Source organism: Micromonospora cathayae, assembly GCF_028993575.1.
Classification (GTDB): Bacteria; Actinomycetota; Actinomycetes; order Mycobacteriales; family Micromonosporaceae; genus Micromonospora; species Micromonospora cathayae.
The window spans coordinates 4,782,432-4,798,913 of record NZ_CP118615.1; the positions used below are offsets into that span (position 1 = coordinate 4,782,432).

Here is a 16,482-nt window from a genome sequence, read left to right on the forward strand (position 1 = left end):
GCTCCGCTGTGGACGGCGATAATGGCCGCATGGTCGCCTGGGAGTACGCATTGCTGGTCCGCCGCTACCAAGGGCAGGGGCGCAGTTTCGAGGTCACGTTCATCTGGTACGGCCCGGACGGCTCACGCCGGGACGTCACCCCGTACGGCGACACCGCCGTGGCCCACCTGAACCGGGTCGGCCGGGAGGGCTGGGAGCTGGTCACCGCCGCCGAGGACGTCAACAACGTGCAGGGCAGCACCGAGGTGCACCGCTACCACCTCAAGCGGCCGATCACCATCTGAGGCGCGGTCGCCGGAGCCGGGACCCGGCTCCGGCGACCGCCGACGACTCAGCCCAGGTCGACGTCGGGGTACAGCGGGAACCCGGCGACCAGGTCACTGGCCTGCTTGCCGACCCGCTCGGCCACGGCCGGGTCGAGCAGGTACTTCGCCTTCGACGCGGTGCCGTCGGCGTTCGCCCCCGGACGGGTCTGGCTCAGCACGGTGTGGATCAGCTCGGCGGTCTCGTCCATCTGGGCGGTACCCAGGCCCCGGGTGGTCAGCGCCGGGGTGCCGATCCGGATGCCGGAGGTGTACCACGCCCCGTTCGGGTCCTGCGGCACCGCGTTGCGGTTGGTGACGATGCCCGAGTCCAGCAGCGCCTGTTCGGCCTGCCGGCCGGTGAGACCGTACCCGGTGACGTCGATGAGCACCAGGTGGTTGTCGGTGCCGCCGGTGACCAGCTTCGCGCCCCGGCGCAGCAGCCCCTCGGCGAGCGCCTGGGCGTTGTCGACGATGCGCCGGGCGTAGTCGGCGAAGTCCGGCCGGCGGGCCTCGGCCAGCGCGACCGCCTTGGCGGCCATCACGTGCGGCAGCGGACCGCCGAGCACCATCGGGCAGCCCCGGTCCACCTGCTCGGCCAGCTCCGGGCCGCAGAGCACCAGACCGCCGCGCGGTCCGCGCAGCGACTTGTGGGTGGTGGTGGTGACGATGTGCGCGTGCGGCACCGGGTCGAAGTCGCCGGTGAAGACCTTCCCGGCGACCAGCCCGGCGAAGTGCGCCATGTCCACCATGAAGGTCGCGCCGACCGAGTCGGCGATCTCCCGCATGATCCGGAAGTTGACCTTCCGGGGGTACGCGGAGTACCCGGCGACCAGGATCAGCGGCCGGAACTCCCGGGCCGCCTCGGCGACCTTGTCGTAGTCGACCAGGCCGGTGGCCGGGTCGGTGCCGTAGCTGCGCTGGTCGAACATCTTGCCGGAGATGTTCGGCCGGAAACCGTGGGTGAGGTGCCCGCCGGCGTCCAGCGACATGCCGAGCATCCGCTGGTCGCCCAGCTCCCGGCGGAGGGTGAACCAGTCCGCCTCGGTCAGGTCGTTGACGTGCCGGGCCTGCGCCTTCTTCAGCGCGGGGGCCTCCACCCGGTCGGCCAGGATCGCCCAGAAGGCGACGAGGTTGGCGTCGATGCCCGAGTGCGGCTGGGCGTACGCGTGCGCCGCCCCGAACAGCTCCCGGGCATGCTCGGCGGCGAGCGCCTCGACGGTGTCGACGTTCTGGCAGCCGGCGTAGAACCGCCGCCCGACGGTGCCCTCGGCGTACTTGTCGCTGAACCAGTTGCCCATCGCCAGCAGGGTCGCCGGGGACGCGTAGTTCTCGCTGGCGATCAGCTTGAGCGACTCACGCTGGTCGGTCAGCTCGGCGCCGATCGCGTCGGCCACCCGGGGCTCGACGGCCCGGATCACCTCGAGGGCGCTGCGGAACGCGGTGGACTCGGGACTAGACGACGGCATGCGACCTCCATCAGCTGTGCGGAAGGCCCAGGCGCTCGGCTCGCGTCCTCGTGACGGGACCGCTTCCCGATGGTGCTCCATCCCGACGCGCCAGTCACGGCCCACCGGTGATCCTACCGGGTCGTCCCGGCAGGCCACCGGCGCGGCGGCGGGTCCGCTTCTCCGACCGTGCGCAGCCGACCGGTACCCGCCGGGACGCCGGCACGCCGGTCGATCCGTAAGATCGGTGTCATGGTGGGGGAGGCCGGCACCGACGGCAGTCTGGTCGCGATCAGCGACCTGCACGTCGGGTACGCCGAGAACCGTAGGCTGGTCGACGAACTACGACCGGGATCGCCGCAGGACTGGCTGCTCGTCGCCGGTGACGTCGGCGAGACCGTCGCGCACATCGAACGCACCCTCGGGCTGCTGGCCGAGCGGTTCGCCAAGGTGGTCTGGGTGCCCGGCAACCACGAGCTGTGGACCCCGCCGACCGACCCGGTGACGCTGCGCGGCGAGGAACGCTACCGGCACGTGGTGGACGTCTGCCGACGGCTGGGCGTGGTCACCCCGGAGGACCCGTACGAGGTGTGGCGCGGGCCGGGCGGGCCGGCGCGGATCGTGCCGCTGTTCCTCGGCTACGACTACACCTTCCTGCCGGACGGGATGGACCAGGCGCAGGCGCTCGCCGAGGCGTACCGGACCGGCATCGTCTGCACGGACGAGAACCTGCTGCACCCCGACCCGCACCCGAGCCGGGAGGCGTGGTGCGCGGCCCGGCTGCGGGAGACCGCCGCCCGTCTCGACGCGCTCCCCGACGACCTGCCGACCGTGCTGGTCAACCACTATCCGCTGGTCCGCGAACCGACCCGGATCCTGCGCTACCCGATCTTCGCCCAGTGGTGCGGGACCACCGCCACCGCCGACTGGCACCTGCGCTACCGGGCCACCGCCATGGTGTACGGCCACCTGCACGTCCCGCGCAGCACCGTCTACGACGGGGTGCGGTTCGAGGAGGTGTCGGTCGGCTACCCGCGCGAGTGGCAGCCCCGGCCGTACCCGCCCCGGCTGCGGCAGATCCTGCCCGCCCCGACCGGCCCGGTACCGGAGTGGCCGGCGACCCAGCCACCCCGGTAGGTCCGGGCTCAGGCGGTCATCGCGTCCAGGGCCTTCTTGAGCGCCTTCGGCGCGGTCGGGGTCCGGGGCGCGTCCGCGCGCAGCGCGATCATCCGTTCGCCGATCTCCTGCAACTGGTTACGGCCGAGCGCCTCCCGGACCTTCGGGAACCACTCCTGTTCCTCCTCCTCGACGTGGTGCGTGACGTTCTCGATCAGCACCGTGGTCTTGGCGACGAAGCGTTCGTCGTCGGCGTCCATGGTGGCCAGCTCGGCGCAGAGCACGTCGGCGACGTGGTGTTCCTCGTACGACTCGAGGATGTCGTCCTCCAGGTCGGGCAGGAGCTTGCGGACCTCCGGGTACATCACCTCGTTCTCGAGGTAGGTGTGCACGGTCAGCGCCTCCAGGATCTGGTTCACCAGCGCCTGCCGGCGGCGCGGCGGCCCGTCCTGCGCGGCCTGGAACTCCCGGAACAGGCGGCGCATCTCCTTATGGTCTTCCTTGAGCAGCACGATGGCATCGGTGGACACCGGCGGACCTCCTTGTTGAACTGGTGCCCGCCCTGCTACCCGGGCCGAAGCCGGACAAACAGCGCTCACCCGAACGGGTGAGGGCCCGGCGCGTGGCTGACGCGCCGGGCCCTCGCTCGGGTGGAACCTGTTACTTCACGGCCTCGTAGGCGTTGACCATGCCCGCGCCGTAGAAACCGTTACGGGCCCCGCCGGTGCAGGTCGCGTCGTAGACGCTGCCCAGCAGCGGCACCGGGTTGTAGACCCCGGCCGGGCAGGCCAGCGGGTCGGCGGTGCGCTGCAGGAACGACGCCAGCTGCCCGGGGTTCATCCCCGGGTGCGCCGACGCGGCCAGGGCGGCCACCCCGGTCGCGTGCGGACCCGACATCGAGGTGCCCTGCTTGTAACCCCAGCCGTTGGTCCGGGTCGTCACGTTGAACGTGGTCGACAGGATCGCGTCGGCGGTGGTGGAGCGGGCACCCTGGGTACGGAACCGGGTGTCGCCACCGGGCGCGGTCACCTCGACCACACCCTGCCCGTACGAGGAGTAGTAGCTCTTCTCCCCGGTCGGGCCGACCGCCGAGACGGTCACCACACCCGGCGCCTCGCCCGGCAGGACCAGGCAGGCGCCGTTGACCTCGCGCACCTCCGGCGTCCCGTTGTTCGGGCTGCCGTCGTCGACGAACTTGTGCTGGAGGTCGTAGTTGGAGTTACCGGCGGACGCCACGTGCAGCACGCCCTTGCTCTGCGAGTACCGGATCGCCCGCTGCACGGCCTGCCACACCGGACGCTGGCGGGCGTCGTTGCGGCAGTTCAGCTCCCACGGGTCGATGTAGTAGCTGTTGTTGGTCAGCTGCATGCCGTGCTCGGCGGCCCAGATGAAGCCGCAGACCGCCGCCTCGGGGAAGATGTACCCCTCGTCGTTGACGACCTTGACGGCCGCCACCTTGACGCCCGGGGCGACGCCGGTGACGCCGACGCCGTTGACGGCGGCGGCGATGGTCCCGGCCACGTGCGTGCCGTGGTCGGAGGTGGTCGGGTTCCAGGACGCCTCGGTGGTGTCGACGACACCGCCCAGGCAGCTCGCGCTCTTGTCCTTGGCGATCTGGCTGGCCAGATCGGGGTGGCTGCTGGAGATGCCGCTGTCCAGCACGCCGACGACCACGTTCGGGCTGCCGGTGGTGACCGCGTGTGCCTGCGGCACCTTGATCATCGGCATGTCCCACTGCTGCGCGTACAGCGGCTCACCGGTGGGGTCGCCGCTGGCCGTGGACGCGTCGAGACCGGTCAGCTCCACCGTCTCGCCCTCGTCCAGGGCGCTGCCCAGGCCGGCCGTGGACGCGACCGAGTCCACCCCGGCCCCGGCCACCTGGGTGGCGAAGGCGGGGTTGGTCGAGCGGACCACGAGCACGCCGATCTGGTCGTACCTGGCGACCACCGTGCCCTGCGCGGCGGTCGCCCGGGCCACCGCCCGCTCCGTCGACGCGCCCTGCGGTGCGAGCACCAGGAACGTCGTCTCCGGACCGGCGGCGGACGCCGGGGCCAGCCCGCCGGTGACGGCGAGACCGACACCGAGCGCCACGGTGGACGCCGCGGCAAGTGTCTTGCGACGGATGAACTTCACACACACTCCCAGGGGCTGTTCCAGCCGGCGCGGACTCCTGGTGGGAGCCCGTCCGGCGGGAGGCGGGCCGGGTGCCCACCTCCGGTTGCCCAGCGTAGGGAGGGCGGTGTGGCGTTACACACAGCCGTTCGGTCAGAACCGGAACTGTCAGATGGTGGCGAGCGTCTGCGGGATCTCGTCGAGCAGTTCCCGGGCCAGGAAACCGATCCGACCGAACCGGGGGATCAGCCGCTGCCCGCTGACCGCGTGCGCGAACGCCGCCCAGCAGGCGGCCTGCGCCGGCGCCGCGCCCCGGGACAGCAGCCCGGCCAGCAGTCCGGCCCGGACGTCCCCGCTGCCCGAGGTGCCCAGGCCGGCGTCGCCGCTCTCCTCCCGCCACCGGCGACCGTCCGGGTCGGCGACGTGCCCGTACAGCGAGACCACCGCCCGGTAGCGGTCGGCCAGCTCGGCGGCCTCGGCGGCCAGGTCGTCGCCGGGGTCCCGGCCGAGCAGGTGCCGGGCCTCGGTCAGGTTCGGGGTGAGCACCGCCGGCCGGCCCGCCTCGGCCAGCAGGGCCGGCTCGTGGCTGAGCGCGCCGAGGGCGTACGCGTCGAGCACCAGCGAGGTGTGCTTCCCGGCCGCGTCGAGCACCTGGTGCAGCAGGACCCGGGTCTCGTCGATGTCGTGCAGGCCGGGGCCGACGGCGATGACGTCGGCGTCGGCGGCCAGCTCGTCCAGCCGGGGGGAGCGTCGCCCGGCGACCGCCCCGTCGGCGGTCTCCGGCAGCCCCACCACCAGCGCTTCCGGCACCTGGATGCTGAGCGCCGCCGCGGTCGACTCGGCGGCGGCCAGTTGCAGCACGCCGGCCCCGGCGCGCAGCGCCGCCACCCCGGCCAGCAGCACCGCCCCGGGGGTCACCCGGGAGCCGCCGACCACCAGCACGGTGCCCCGGGTCTCCTTGCCGCCCGTCGGTACGGGCAGCGCCCAGTCCCGCAGCAACCCCGCCGTGATCACCTGCGGCTCAGACCGGTTCGGCATGGACCTCGTCCTCCGTGGTCGGGTGGGCACCCTGCCGGCGCAGGTGTGTCACGTCGTTGAACGCCACCGGGGCCAACCGGTCGGCGGGGTCGGCCGTCCAGCCGGTGACCGAGCAGTTGGCGATGGCGTGTGCGCGGGTCAGCGCCATCAGCTCGGCCTCGGTGAGCCCTTCCACCAGGTAGCGGAGCAGGAAGACCAGCGCGTCGTGGCCGACCAGCAGCACCCGCCGGCCGGCGTGGTCGCGCCGCAGGTCACCGAGGAGGGACCGCAGCCGCAGCACGACGTCCGCCCAGGACTCGCCGCCGGGCGGCCGGTAGTAGAACTTGCCCAGCCGGGCCCGTCGGGCCGCCTCGTCCGGGTGGCGCTGGCGTACCCCGAAGCTGGTCAGCCCGTCGAGGATGCCCAGTTCCCGGTCCCGGAGCCGCTCGTCGCGGCTGGCCGGGACATCGCTGCCGGCCAGGGCCAGTTCGGCGGTGCGTACCGCCCGCAGGTACGGCGACACGACGGCGACGTCCGGGCGACGTGCCTCGGGCAGCCCGGCCAGCCAGCGTCCGGTGGCGCGGGCCTGCTCCTCGCCGGTGGCCGACAGCGGCACGTCCGCGTCCCGGTGGGTCAGGTCGATCAGCTCGGCGCCGGACGTCTCCGCCGCGGTCGCCGCCACGTTCGCCGTGCTCTCGCCGTGCCGGATGATCCACAGCGCCGCCAGTTCCGCCATGCGCCCACCCCTACCCGGGAGGAGGACGCGGATAACGTGCCCGGCCCGGGAGCGTGCGGACGGGCGGCCCCGGGTGATGCCCGGGAGCGGGCCGCCGGCCCTCGGCTTCGGCTCCCGGCTTCCGGCCGCTGGCTCCGGCCGCCGGGGGCAGGTCGGCGGCCGGCGGGTCGACGAGTAGCCGCAGCGCGGGCGGGTAAGCGCCGGACGCACGGAGGAACCGACGAGGGGAGGTACGCCGTGGCGACCATGGTCAGGGAACCGATGAGCCCGGTCAAGGACAAGGACTACGACCTGATCCACACGCTCCAGCTCTCGCTGGAGCACATCTGGCGGATGGAGACGTACATCGCCGATGCGGAGGATCGGGGCGACAAGGAACTCGCCGCCTGGTTCCGGCGGATCCAGGAGAACAACCGCAAGGCCGGTGAGCAGGGCAGGCAGATGCTCCGGGAGCGGTTGCAGCGCGAGAGCCGGTGACCGTGCCGGCCGGTGGTGGGCCGGTGCGGCCCGCCCCCGGCCGGTAGGCCAGCGACGCGGGCACCGGGCAGCCGCACCGGTCGGTCGGGGGGGGACGTCACCCGCACCGGTCGGGTCAGGGCACCGTCACGGGGACGTCGTCGGGCCGGCGGACCAGTCGCAGGTGCGCCCCGACCCAGGCCACCGCGAGGGCCAGCCGCCATCCGTCCGCCAGCGGGTAGGGGCGGTCGGCGGCGGCGTCGAGCATGGCCGCCACGTGCGCCGGGTCAGGGGCCGCCCCGGCGTAGACCGCGTAGCCTGCCCCGCCGACCAGGAGTTCCGCTGCGCCCGCCCAGACCGACCAGAGCGCGTAGACCAGCAGCAGCAGACCCGTGACGGCCCACCCCAGCCTGATCGCGGGCGAGCGGGACACGTCGTGCCGGATGACCTCCCGCGCGGTCGTCGCGGCCACCACCGCGGCCACCGCCGCCACCGTGAGGTTCGCCCAGGAGAACGGGGTGTACCAGCCGGTCACCTGGTGCAGGTCGAGGTAGCTGCCGGCCGCGACGGCCTGGGACCGGAGGAGCCGGTACGCGCCGAGCTGCACCAGCTCGGCCAGCAGGACCGTGACGGCGGCGACCGTGCTGACGGGCGTCAGCCGGGACGGCAGGCCGGTCGTCGGGCGGTCAGACATCGACGCTCAGGTGCACCGAGACCGGCTCGCCCGGCTCGATGCCCTCGGCGCGGCGGACCGACGCCCGCACCGGCGCCAGATACCGGCCGTCCTTGGGGAACAGGGAGGTCGTCCAGGTGGTGCCGCCGACCCGGGCGGTCACCGGGATCATGCCCCAGCCGTAGGTGACGGCGGCGGCCGCCGCCCGCAGCGCCGCGCACTGCTCCTCCGGCACCCACACGAAGTGGTGGGGTGCCGGCCCCCGCCAGAACCACAGCTCCCCGGTGACGGTCAGCTCCACCCGGCCAGGTTAGGGACCGGGTACGACACCCACGTCACACCCAGGGCGGCCGGGTGCCGTCGAACTCCTCGAAGACCAGCCAGGTGCGGGTCGACAACACCCCGGCGATGCTCTGCACCTGGCCCAGCACCACGTCCCGCAGCGCCGCGTTGTCCGGCGCGCGGACCAGGGCCAGCACGTCGTGGTCGCCGCCGAGCAGCGCCGCGTGCTCGATGTACCGCACCCGGGCGAGCTGGGCCGACACCTCCCGCCAGGTGTTCTGCTCGATCTTCAGGGCCACGTACGCCGAGGTGCCCAGCCCGGCCTGCTCCGGGGCGACCTGGGCGCGGAACCCGGTGATCACCCCGTCGCGCAGCAGCCGCTCCACCCGGGCGTACGCGTTGGTGCGGGAGACGTGCACCCGCTCGGCCAGGGTGCGGATCGACATCCGTCCGTCCCGGACCAGCTCGGCGACGATCTGCCGGTCCACCTCGTCCAGGGGACGTGCCGTTCGTCCCGCCCCGGGGGTCAACTCGGCGGGCGGTTCGGCATCTTGGCTCACGGAACCGCCTCCTGACTGCCGAACGTCCCGCATTCGGCGTTGATCTTGAGTCAACCATCCACACGGTCGAGCATAGGGCCACCACACGTCCAGGAGGTTCCGCCGTGACGACCACACCGCAGGCGGTCCGCCGGGTACCGTCGCAGAAAGGGCGGACGGCCACCCCGTCCGACCCGGCACGCGACCTGATGCCCAGCGCGGAGCCGGTCCGCATGCTCGACCCCACCGGCACACCACTGCCCACCCACCTGCCCGAGCCACCCCTGGCCGAGCTGCGCGAACTGCACCGCCGGATGGTCGTCGGCCGCCGGTTCGACGCCCAGGCCACCGCGCTGACCAAGCAGGGCCGGCTCGCCGTCTACCCGTCCGCCCGTGGCCAGGAAGCCTGCCAGGTCGCGGCGATCCTCGCCCTGCGGGACACCGACTGGGTGTTCCCCACCTACCGGGAGTCGATGGCGCTGGTCTCCCGGGGCATCGACCCGGTCGAGGTGCTCACCCTGCTGCGCGGCGACTGGCACTGCGGATACGACCCCGCCGCCCGGCACACCGCACCCCAGTGCACCCCGCTGGCCACCCAGTGCGTGCACGCCGCCGGCCTCGCCTACGGCGAGACGCACCAGGGGCGGGACACCGTCGCGCTGGCCTTCGTCGGCGACGGCGCGACCAGCGAGGGCGACTTCCACGAGGGGGTCAACTTCGCCGCCGTCTTCAAGGCCCCGGTGGTCTTCTTCGTGCAGAACAACCGGTACGCGATCAGCGTCCCGCTGTCCCGGCAGACCGCCGCGCCGTCGCTGGCGTACAAGGGCGTCGGGTACGGCGTACCGGCCGAACAGGTCGACGGCAACGACCCGGTCGCGGTGCTGGCCGTGCTGACCCGCGCGGTCGCGCACGCCCGTGCCGGCCACGGGCCGTACCTGGTCGAGGCGCACACCTACCGGATGGAACCGCACACCAACGCCGACGACGCCACCCGCTACCGCGACCCGGCCGAGGTCGAGGCGTGGCGTGACCGCGACCCGGTCGCCCGGCTCGAGGCGTACCTGCGTGCCCGGGGCGTGCTCGACGACGACGCCGTCGCGGCGGTCACCGCCGAGGCCGAGGCGTACGCCGCCGACCTGCGGACCCGGATGCACGACAAGCCGGCCGTCGACCCGATGAGCCTGTTCGACCACGTCTACGCCGAGCCGACGCCGCAACTGCGCGAACAGCGCGAACAGGTACGCGCCGAACTCGCCGCCGAGCAGGAGGAGGGGAACTGATGGCCCCGACCACGATGGCGAAGGCGCTCAACGCGGCGCTCGCCGACGCGCTGGCCGACGACGACCGGGTGGTGGTCTTCGGTGAGGACGTCGGCCAGCTCGGCGGCGTCTTCCGGATCACCGACGGGCTGCTGGCCCGGTTCGGTGACAAGCGCTGCTTCGACACCCCGCTCGCCGAGGCGGGCATCGTCGGCTTCGCGGTCGGGCTGGCCATGTCCGGGCTGCGCCCGGTGGTGGAGATGCAGTTCGACGCGTTCGCGTACCCGGCGTTCGAGCAGATCGCCTCGCACGTGGCGAAGCTGCGCAACCGGACCCGGGGCGCGCTGAGCGTGCCCATGGTGATCCGGGTGCCGTACGCGGGCGGCATCGGCGGGGTCGAGCACCACTGTGACTCCTCCGAGGCGTACTACGCGCACACCCCCGGTCTGAAGGTGGTCACCCCGGCCACCGTGGACGACGCGTACGCGCTGCTGCGCGCGGCCATCGACGACCCGGACCCGGTGGTCTTCCTGGAACCGAAGAAGCTCTACTTCTCCAGCGCCGAGGCGACCCTGTCGACCGACGCCGCGCCGATCGGGCGGGCGGTGGTGCGCCGGCCGGGCCGCGACGCCACCCTGGTCGCGTACGGGCCGGCGGTGCCGGTCGCGCTGGAGGCCGCCGAGGCGGCCCGCGACGAGGGCTGGGACCTGGAGGTGGTCGACTGCCGCAGCATCGTCCCGTTCGACGACGAGACGGTCACCGCCTCGGTCCGCCGCACCGGCCGGTGCGTGGTGGTGCAGGAGGCGCAGGGCTTCGCCGGGGTGGGCGCGGAGATCGCCGCCCGGGTGCAGGAACGCTGCTTCCACCACCTGCACGCCCCGGTGCTGCGGGTCAGCGGGCTGGACATCCCGTACCCGGCGCCGATGCTGGAGCACACGCACCTGCCGTCGGTGGACCGGGTACTCGACACGGTGGCCCGGTTGCAGTGGGACGACCAGCCCGACTCCCGCTGGCTGCCCCGGCTGGAAGGCAGCGCGGCATGACCACCGTCGCCCACACCAGGGACTTCCTCCTGCCGGACCTGGGGGAGGGGCTCGCCGAGGCGGAGATCGTGCAGTGGCGCGTCGCCGTCGGTGACGTGGTCACCGTGGACCAGATCGTGGTCGAGGTGGAGACCGCCAAGGCGGTGGTGGACGTGCCCTGCCCGTACCCGGGGCGGGTGGTCGCCCTGCACGGCGCGGCCGGTGAGGTACGGCCGGTCGGCCAGCCGCTGATCACCATCGAGTCCCTGGACGTCCCGCCCGGTGCCGGGACCCCGGCGGAACCGGCCGGGCACGCCACCTACCGCGAGGAGGAGCGGGCCGGCTCCGGCAACGTCCTCATCGGGTACGGCACCGGCCACGGCGCCGCCGGCCGGCGACGTCGCCGCCCCCGGCTGACGGTCGCCCCGGAACCGGCCGCGCCCATCGTCGCCCCGGAACCGGCCGCGTCCGCCGTCGCCCCGCCCCCGCACGCGGCACCGACCGACACCGGACGGCCCCGGCCGACCGGCTCCGGCCCGTCCCTGGTCATCTCGCCGATCGTGCGGCGGCTGGCCCGCGAGCACGGCATCGACCCGGCCACCCTGACCGGCAGCGGGCCGGGCGGCGTGGTCCGGCGGGCGGACGTGGAGGCGGCCCTGGCCGCGCCCACCGGCCCGACCCCCGTCCTGACCTCCGTGCCCGATCCGGCCGACCCGACGTCCCGCTCCGGGACCGACCCGGCCACCCCGGCAGACCCGGTGCCGGCGGCCCGGCCGGTCGCCGACGACCTGGTCATTCCGCTGACCGGGGTCCGGAAGGTGATCGCCGACAAGCTCTCCCGCAGCCGGCGGGAGATCCCCGAGGTCACCATCTGGGTGGACGCCGACGCGACCGGGCTGGTGCAGACCCGGGCGGCGATCAACGCCGCCCGGCCGGACCAGCCGGTCAGCCTGCTCGCGCTGCTGGCCCGGATCTGCCTGTCCGGACTGCGCCGCTACCCGCAGCTCAACGCCCGGGTCGACGGGGAAGGGCAGCGGATCGTCCAGTCGGCCGGGGTGCACCTGGGCATCGCCGCGCAGACCGACCGGGGCCTGCTCGTCCCGGTGCTGCGCGACGCCCAGCGACTCACCACCGCCGAACTCGCCGCCGAACTCGCCGGGACCACTGCGGCGGCCCGCGCCGGCACCCTGCCCCCGGCCCGGCTCACCGGGGGCACCTTCACCCTCAACAACTACGGGGTGTTCGGCGTCGACGGGTCCACCCCGATCATCAACCATCCGGAGGCCGCCCTGCTCGGCGTCGGGCGGATCGTGGACAAGCCCTGGGTGGTCGACGGGCAGCTCGCCGTCCGCAAGGTCACCCAGCTCAGCCTGACCTTCGACCACCGGGTCTGCGACGGTGGGGTGGCCGGCGGGTTCCTGCGGCACGTCGCCGACTGCGTCGAGCAGCCCGCCCTGCTGATCGCCAACGTCTGAGCCCGCGACCGGTCGGCCCCGGCACCCCGCCCCCGGGTGTGCCGGGGCCGCCGGTTTCCCCCTCCCCGGACCGGGAAAGCGGTGGGCCGGACCGTCGAGGGAGGGGGACGGGTGGGACAGCCCGGCAGGCCCGCCACCGCCGCGCGGCTCGCCGAGGTCGGGGCGCCGCTGTACTGCGACGCGCGCCAACACGGCCTGACCGGTGACGGGGTCACCAACGACCAGCCGGCCTTCGCCGAACTCGTCGAGCAGCTCGGGGACGCGTACGAGGCCGACGGCCGGGCCCGGGTGATCTACTGCCCGCCCGGGGTCTACCTGATCCGTGACCGGGGGACCGCCTGGCGGTGCGGTGTCTCCCTGGTCGGGGCCGGCCCGGGGGCGACCCGGTTCGTGCTGAGCAACGCCGGCAACCGGGCGGACCCGACCCCGCTGGCCTTCCACACCATCCAGCACCACGGCGCGGGGCCGCAGCGGCACCTGGTGGACTGCACGTTCGCCGACTTCGAGATCGACGGCTCCCAGGTGGCCTCGGTCGACTACAACCCGCTGGCGAAGGGCCTCGGCTTGCAGTACGTGCTGCGTGGCCGGTTCCGCAACCTGTACATCCACCACACCGCCGCCACCGGCCTGGGCTGCGACTTCCTCCAGGACACGGTGATCGACGGGGTGCTGGTCGTGGGCTGCGGCCGGCAGGACAACGGCACCGAGATGGGCGGCGCCGGCATCGGGGTCGGTGTCGGCGGGTGGGGTGCGGTGGAGCGGCTCGCCATCGTCAACTGCACGGCGGTGGGGAACGCGACCAACGGCATCTTCCTGGAACTGCAACACCGGGACTTCTCGCCACCCCGGGGCATCCGGATCACCGGCTGCCACGTGCAGGGCAACCGGTTCGGCATCTCCGACTGGGGCGCGGACGGCCTGGTGGTGTCGGCCTGCACCATGATCGGCAACCTGGACGCCGGTTTCGACGTGTCGGCGAAGGGCACCACGGCCACCGCCGGCCGCGGCGGGCTGGTCACCGACTGCGTCATCGACGACAACCTGGGTGACGGGGTCAGCATCGGCAACACCCCCGGCCCGTACACGGTGCGCGGCAACCGGATCAGCGGCAACGGCCGGTACGGCTACCACCAGCGCGACCTCGGCGACGGCTACCGGGCGGTGGCCCGGGACATCGTGATCGAGAGCAACGACATCTGGGGCAACAGCGCGGACGGCATCCGCATCGACCAACCGGTCGCCGACGCGGTGCTGCTGGACAACCGGATCCGCAACAACGGCCGGCAGTGTGCCCCGGCCTGCTGCGGCGGCGGCGACCCGGTCGGCTACGGCCGGACCAGGCTGGTGGACCGGGCGGCGGACTGGCCGCACGACGGGCACCGGGGCAAGACGGTACGCGTCGGCGACCGGATCGCGCTGGTCGCGGCGAACGACTCCACCACCCTGCACCTCGCGGCGATCCGCCCCGACTCGCACACCGCGTGGAGCGCGGACATCCCACCGGCGGGCACCCCGTACCGCCTGGCCGGGGGCCCGGCGACCCGCGCCGGCATCACCGTCGACGCCTGCTGCGAGGCGATGACCGTCCGGGGCAACCGGATCTGGGACAACCACAGCCCGCGTACCCAGAGCCACGGACTGTGGGTCACCGGGCGGGGCAGCCTGGTCGACTGCCGGATCGAGGGGAACGACCTGGCCGGCAACGCGCTCTCCGACGTCCGCCTGGACACCCCGCCGACCGGGGGCCGCTGGCGCGACAACGGGTAGCCCCCGGGTCGCCGTCCGCGCCGGGGCGGCGGCACCGGGCCGGGCCGGGTCCGCCCGGAGAGCGGCGACCCGAGGGCCGGGCCGGGTCCGCCCGGAGGACGGCGACCCGAGGACCGGACGGCGACGGCCCGGGGGTCGGGGACCCCGGGCCGACGGTCGTACCGGTCAGTCCGCGTCCGACGGGACCAGGACGACCTGCGCGGTACCGGTCTGCGGCGGCACCTCCGGATCGTCCGGCGCGTCGGTGTACTCGGCGACGAAGACCGCGGTGAGGTTGTCCGCGCCGCTGTGCCCACCGTCGACGAACGTGGTGATCGTGCCGGAGCAGCCCGAGGCGGAGGAGAGCGGATGCCCGTGCTCGTCGTGCCCGAGGATGTAGGTGACCCGCACCCGGGCGCAGTCCACCGGCAGGTCGTCGACGACCGACACCTGGTACGTGACGGTCTGGCCGAACTCGAAGGGCTGGCCCTCGACCGGGGTCACGAACTCCACCACCGGGGCGCGCGGTCCGACCAGCAGCGGCAGCGACGCCGCAGCCGACCGGCCGGTGCTGTCGGTGACCTTCAGCGTCGGCTGGTACGACCCGTTGCGCTGGTACGTCCAGGACGGGTTCGGGTCGGTGGAGTCGACCGTGCCGTCGGCGTCGAAGTCCCAGGCGTAGCGCAGCGGGTCACCGTCCGGGTCGGTGGTGCCGGCACTGGAGAAGCTGATGGTCAGCGGGGCCTGCCCGGCGGTCGGGTCGGCGCTGATCTTCGGGATCGGGGTCCGGTTGCCCCGGACGAAGTCGATCCGGGACAGCTGCGCGTCCGGGTTCTCCGCGAAGTACCCGTCGCCGTACTCCAGGACGTACAGCGCGCCGTCCGGGCCGAACTCCAGGTCCATCGGGTTGTCCACCCCCACCGAGGCGGCCACCTGCCGGATGTCGGTCACCTCGCCGCGCCGGTCGAGGCGGAACTCCTGGATGTAGTCGCGGGTCCACTCGTAGAACAGCGGCAGCCCGTCGTAGTAGGCCGGCCACTTCACCCGCGAGTCGCTGCGCCGGTCGTAGTCGTAGGCGGGCCCGCCCATCGGCCCGATCCCACCGGTGCCGAGCTGCGGGAACTGCTCGGACGGCCCGTAGCTGTACGCCACCTCCGCGGCCTTGACCGGGGGCAGCCGACGAAGGCCGGTGTTGCGCGGTGAGTCGTTCACCGGGCGGCGGCAGTCGAACGGCTCGCCGGACGTGCCGGTGGCGAAGTCGTGGTCGACGTACGGCTGGGTCGGTGACACGCAGTACGGCCAGCCGTAGTTGGCGGGCTCGTCGATGCGCATCCACCGGCCGTGCCCGGCGGGTCCGCGCTCCGGGTCGGGGTTGTTGGCGTCGGGCGAGTAGTCGGCCAGGTACACGTCGGCGGTACGCCGGTCGACCGCGAACCGGAACGCGTTGCGCAGCCCCATCGCGTAGATCTCGGCACGGGTGCCGGGGGTGCCCGGCCGGAACAGGTTGCCCTTCGGCACGGTGTACCCGCCGCCGTCGCGCGGCCGGATCCGCAGCAGCTTGCCGCGCAGGTCGTTGGTGTTGGCCGAGCTGCGCTGCGCGTCGAACGCCGGGTTCCGGTCGGCGCGCTCGTCGATCGGGGTGTACCCGTCGGAGAAGAACGGGTTGGTGTCGTCACCGGTGGACAGGTACAGGTTGCCCTTGCCGTCGAAGTCGATCTGTCCGCCGACGTGGCAGCAGATGCCCCGGTCGGTGGGCACGTCGATGATCTTCTGTTCGGTTTCCAGGTTCAGCCGCGCGCCCTCCAGCTTGAACCGGGACAGTCGCAACGCGCCCCGGAACCGGGCCCAGTCCGCCTCGGTGCCGACCAGCGGCGCGTCCCCCTCGTTGACGTCGGGGGTGTCCGGGTCGTCGACGGGGGTGTCCATCGGCGGTGAGTAGTACAGGTAGACCCACTTGTTGCGGGAGAAGTCCGGGTCGATGGCGACGCCCTGCAGACCCTCCTCGTCGTGTTCGTACACCGGCACGTCGGCGGCGAGGGTGTTGAGTCCGGTACGCGGGTCGTGGATGCGGACCTCCCCGGTGCGGGAGGTGTGCAGCACCCGCAGGTCGGGCAGGACGGCCAGGCTCATCGGCTCGCCGGGGTGGTCGTTGAGGGTGACCTTCTGGAAGCTGTCGTCCGGTGGTGGGGTGGGTGCCGGTGCGGCGGTCGCGGTGGTCGGCGCGCCGGCCAGACCCCCGACGGCCAGCACCAACGTGCACAGCAGTGCGGTCCTACGCATGGTGGTTCCCCCGTCGGTT

The 16,482-nt window shown here is 73.4% G+C and carries 16 protein-coding genes and 1 riboswitch; of the genes, 7 read left to right on the forward strand and 9 right to left on the reverse strand.

Annotation, left to right across the window (positions count from 1 at the left end; genetic code table 11):
* Positions 1 to 29 precede the first annotated feature (29 nt).
* Entirely contained in the window at positions 30 to 284 is a 255-nt protein-coding gene (locus PVK37_RS21405) for a hypothetical protein (RefSeq protein WP_275029396.1), read from the forward strand.
* Positions 285 to 331: 47 nt separating this feature from the next.
* Here the strand turns inward: PVK37_RS21405 and PVK37_RS21410 are convergent, their stop codons facing one another.
* The gene (locus tag PVK37_RS21410) at positions 332 to 1,771 is read right to left on the reverse strand and encodes a glycine hydroxymethyltransferase (RefSeq protein WP_275029397.1); all 1,440 of its coding nucleotides are present in this window, start codon (positions 1,769 to 1,771) and stop codon (positions 332 to 334) included.
* 18 nt (positions 1,772 to 1,789) lie between these two features.
* A riboswitch (ZMP/ZTP riboswitch) is annotated at positions 1,790 to 1,879 on the reverse strand.
* 123 nt (positions 1,880 to 2,002) lie between these two features.
* Between PVK37_RS21410 and PVK37_RS21415 the strand changes: the two genes are divergently transcribed.
* Positions 2,003 to 2,887, forward strand: a complete 885-nt coding sequence (locus PVK37_RS21415; protein WP_275029398.1) for a metallophosphoesterase family protein — start codon at positions 2,003 to 2,005, stop codon at positions 2,885 to 2,887.
* A gap of 8 nt (positions 2,888 to 2,895) precedes the next feature.
* On the opposite strand, the gene PVK37_RS21420 is transcribed toward PVK37_RS21415, so the two are convergent.
* The 4 genes from PVK37_RS21420 to PVK37_RS21435 all read right to left on the reverse strand — a co-directional run bounded on the left by PVK37_RS21420 (position 2,896) and on the right by PVK37_RS21435 (position 6,731).
* Complete coding sequence (locus PVK37_RS21420; protein ID WP_275029400.1) at positions 2,896 to 3,396, reverse strand: hemerythrin domain-containing protein; 501 nt, start codon at positions 3,394 to 3,396, stop codon at positions 2,896 to 2,898.
* A 130-nt stretch (positions 3,397 to 3,526) separates the two neighbouring features.
* Complete coding sequence (locus PVK37_RS21425) at positions 3,527 to 4,999, reverse strand: S8 family peptidase (protein ID WP_275029401.1); 1,473 nt, start codon at positions 4,997 to 4,999, stop codon at positions 3,527 to 3,529.
* Positions 5,000 to 5,146: 147 nt separating this feature from the next.
* Positions 5,147 to 6,016 (reverse strand): NAD(P)H-hydrate dehydratase, encoded by an 870-nt coding sequence (locus PVK37_RS21430; RefSeq protein WP_275029403.1) that lies wholly within the window; start codon positions 6,014 to 6,016, stop codon positions 5,147 to 5,149.
* Positions 6,000 to 6,731, reverse strand: coding sequence for a histidine phosphatase family protein (locus PVK37_RS21435; RefSeq protein ID WP_275029404.1), 732 nt, complete (start codon positions 6,729 to 6,731; stop codon positions 6,000 to 6,002). Before PVK37_RS21435 ends, PVK37_RS21430 begins: the two co-directional genes overlap by 17 nt.
* A gap of 246 nt (positions 6,732 to 6,977) precedes the next feature.
* Here PVK37_RS21435 and PVK37_RS21440 point away from each other — a divergent pair, with 246 nt between their 5' ends.
* Positions 6,978 to 7,208: a hypothetical protein gene (locus tag PVK37_RS21440; protein ID WP_275035197.1), complete on the forward strand. Its 231-nt coding sequence runs from the start codon at positions 6,978 to 6,980 to the stop codon at positions 7,206 to 7,208.
* A 115-nt stretch (positions 7,209 to 7,323) separates the two neighbouring features.
* On the opposite strand, the gene PVK37_RS21445 is transcribed toward PVK37_RS21440, so the two are convergent.
* Genes PVK37_RS21445 through PVK37_RS21455 form a run of 3 tightly spaced genes read right to left on the reverse strand, consistent with a single transcriptional unit; the run spans position 7,324 to position 8,672 of the window.
* Positions 7,324 to 7,881 carry a hypothetical protein gene (locus PVK37_RS21445; RefSeq protein ID WP_275029405.1) on the reverse strand — a complete coding sequence of 186 codons (558 nt, stop codon included), beginning with the start codon at positions 7,879 to 7,881 and terminating at the stop codon, positions 7,324 to 7,326.
* Positions 7,874 to 8,161, reverse strand: a complete 288-nt coding sequence (locus PVK37_RS21450; protein WP_275029406.1) for a DUF1905 domain-containing protein — start codon at positions 8,159 to 8,161, stop codon at positions 7,874 to 7,876. The genes PVK37_RS21445 and PVK37_RS21450 overlap by 8 nt, the downstream gene beginning before the upstream one ends.
* 34 nt (positions 8,162 to 8,195) lie before the next feature.
* Positions 8,196 to 8,672: an Lrp/AsnC family transcriptional regulator gene (locus PVK37_RS21455; protein ID WP_423791098.1), complete on the reverse strand. Its 477-nt coding sequence runs from the start codon at positions 8,670 to 8,672 to the stop codon at positions 8,196 to 8,198.
* A 134-nt stretch (positions 8,673 to 8,806) separates the two neighbouring features.
* Between PVK37_RS21455 and pdhA the strand changes: the two genes are divergently transcribed.
* The 4 genes from pdhA to PVK37_RS21475 all read left to right on the forward strand — a co-directional run bounded on the left by pdhA (position 8,807) and on the right by PVK37_RS21475 (position 14,204).
* Positions 8,807 to 9,961: a pyruvate dehydrogenase (acetyl-transferring) E1 component subunit alpha gene (gene pdhA / locus PVK37_RS21460; RefSeq protein WP_275029407.1), complete on the forward strand. Its 1,155-nt coding sequence runs from the start codon at positions 8,807 to 8,809 to the stop codon at positions 9,959 to 9,961.
* Positions 9,961 to 10,983, forward strand: coding sequence for an alpha-ketoacid dehydrogenase subunit beta (locus PVK37_RS21465; protein ID WP_275029408.1), 1,023 nt, complete (start codon positions 9,961 to 9,963; stop codon positions 10,981 to 10,983). Before pdhA ends, PVK37_RS21465 begins: the two co-directional genes overlap by 1 nt.
* Entirely contained in the window at positions 10,980 to 12,437 is a 1,458-nt protein-coding gene (locus tag PVK37_RS21470) for a dihydrolipoamide acetyltransferase family protein (RefSeq protein ID WP_275029409.1), read from the forward strand. Before PVK37_RS21465 ends, PVK37_RS21470 begins: the two co-directional genes overlap by 4 nt.
* A gap of 111 nt (positions 12,438 to 12,548) precedes the next feature.
* Positions 12,549 to 14,204 (forward strand): right-handed parallel beta-helix repeat-containing protein, encoded by a 1,656-nt coding sequence (locus tag PVK37_RS21475; RefSeq protein WP_275029410.1) that lies wholly within the window; start codon positions 12,549 to 12,551, stop codon positions 14,202 to 14,204.
* Positions 14,205 to 14,369: 165 nt separating this feature from the next.
* On the opposite strand, the gene PVK37_RS21480 is transcribed toward PVK37_RS21475, so the two are convergent.
* Positions 14,370 to 16,463 carry a PQQ-dependent sugar dehydrogenase gene (locus tag PVK37_RS21480; RefSeq protein WP_275029412.1) on the reverse strand — a complete coding sequence of 698 codons (2,094 nt, stop codon included), beginning with the start codon at positions 16,461 to 16,463 and terminating at the stop codon, positions 14,370 to 14,372.
* Between the last annotated feature and the right edge of the window lie 19 nt (positions 16,464 to 16,482).

Excerpts from the sequence above, each read along its gene's own strand:
- PVK37_RS21405 (WP_275029396.1), top strand. The coding sequence starts at position 30 with ATGGTCGCCTGGGAGTACGCATTGCTGGTCCGCCGCTACCAAGGGCAG.
- PVK37_RS21410 (WP_275029397.1), bottom strand. The coding sequence starts at position 1,771 with ATGCCGTCGTCTAGTCCCGAGTCCACCGCGTTCCGCAGCGCCCTCGAG.
- PVK37_RS21415 (WP_275029398.1), top strand. The coding sequence starts at position 2,003 with ATGGTGGGGGAGGCCGGCACCGACGGCAGTCTGGTCGCGATCAGCGAC.
- PVK37_RS21430 (WP_275029403.1), bottom strand. The coding sequence starts at position 6,016 with ATGCCGAACCGGTCTGAGCCGCAGGTGATCACGGCGGGGTTGCTGCGG.
- PVK37_RS21435 (WP_275029404.1), bottom strand. The coding sequence starts at position 6,731 with ATGGCGGAACTGGCGGCGCTGTGGATCATCCGGCACGGCGAGAGCACG.
- PVK37_RS21440 (WP_275035197.1), top strand. The coding sequence starts at position 6,978 with ATGGTCAGGGAACCGATGAGCCCGGTCAAGGACAAGGACTACGACCTG.
- PVK37_RS21445 (WP_275029405.1), bottom strand. The coding sequence starts at position 7,881 with ATGTCTGACCGCCCGACGACCGGCCTGCCGTCCCGGCTGACGCCCGTC.
- PVK37_RS21465 (WP_275029408.1), top strand. The coding sequence starts at position 9,961 with ATGGCCCCGACCACGATGGCGAAGGCGCTCAACGCGGCGCTCGCCGAC.
- PVK37_RS21470 (WP_275029409.1), top strand. The coding sequence starts at position 10,980 with ATGACCACCGTCGCCCACACCAGGGACTTCCTCCTGCCGGACCTGGGG.
- PVK37_RS21480 (WP_275029412.1), bottom strand. The coding sequence starts at position 16,463 with ATGCGTAGGACCGCACTGCTGTGCACGTTGGTGCTGGCCGTCGGGGGT.